Annotated in this window: 1 protein-coding gene; it reads right to left on the minus strand. The window is 58.6% G+C overall.

Annotated features, from left to right (window positions below):
• Positions 1-163 precede the first annotated feature (163 nt).
• Positions 164-1,296: GGDEF domain-containing phosphodiesterase (locus AC1DQP_RS20595; protein ID WP_478052443.1), on the minus strand; the 1,133-nt coding region annotated here is incomplete at its 5' end.

Consider the following 1,296-nt stretch of genomic DNA (forward strand, 5'->3'; position numbering starts at 1 on the left):
GCTAAGAAGCCGAGAGCGGCCAGCAAAAAGGAAACGCCGACACCCATTGCGGATCAGCGTTACACGGAAGGTGCTGCGATACATGCGTTGCAGGTGTAGGTTTGGTCGCTGCCGCAAAAGGTTCACGACGGAAACGAATCCAACTTCTCGTCGGGTAGGGTTCCTAAGAATTCACGGAGGCCTTGTCCTCGCTCTCTCCGGTTCCGCGGTCACTGAAAACCTGAAGTAGCGCTTCGGCATTGAGGGGGCGGGAGAGGAGATATCCTTGGATCTGATCGCATCCATGCTCCTGCAGAAAGCGGAGTTGAGCCGGTGTCTCTACACCTTCTGCCACAGTGTGGTAGCCGAGCTCGCGAGCTAGGTTAATGATCGCCAGGACCTTGGGCTTGGCCTTGGGATCGGTCTCCAGATTGTCGATCAGGGACTTATCCATCTTAATGGTGTCGATCGGCAGGTCAGACAAGTAGCCGAAATTGCTGTAGCCGCTCCCGAAGTCGTCAATCGCAATTTTGATGCCGGCATCGGCCATTGCTCTGATCTGACGCCCGGCGACCGAGTCGGCGCGTAGCCACTCGCCCTCCGTAATTTCAATTTCAATGCAGTCAAAGGGCAGGCGGCGCGCCTCAAGCATTGAACGAAGTCTTGTCCAAGCGTCTTCAGAGGAAAGGTCAGCGCCGGACAGATTGATGGAGAGGGCTAAATAGTGACGTGCGGCGCGCCACGCGACCAGTTGATCCAGCGCAGCATCGAGCACCCACGGGGTGACAGCCTCCATCAAAGCGGTCCGCTCAAATATCGGGATGAACTCTCCTGGGCTCACAGGCCCCAAGCGGGGGTGCGTCCAGCGAAGCAAGGCCTCCGCCGACACCGGCTGAAGGTCACAGGCGCGGTAGCGCGGTTGATATTGCAAATAAAACTCGTCCTTCCGGAGCCCGCGCTCTGCGTCAGCGGCCAAACGGTATCCCCGACGCATGCGATCGTCGCGCTCCTCGGAATACCAGGCGAAGGGCTGCCGCGCTTCGAAGGATTCATGCAGCCCGATCAATACCTTACGAATCACATCGTCACCGGTGTCCGCGCCCAGAGTCACAGCGCAGATTCCCGCGTAGAAGCGCGGAGACATCGGAACTGCCGCTGCCATCAATGGCCGGGACATGCGCTGGCGAAGCTCGTTCACCAGCGCTTCCAATTCCTTTGGACTGGGTAGGTCGACCAAGAACGCAAAGCGTGTCACACCGACGTGGTAAACGTCCGCCAAACCTTCCAGCGCTAACTTCAGCCGGACGCCTGCTCGAC

The sequence above is a fragment of the Stenotrophomonas sp. P5_A8 genome, assembly GCF_056400545.1.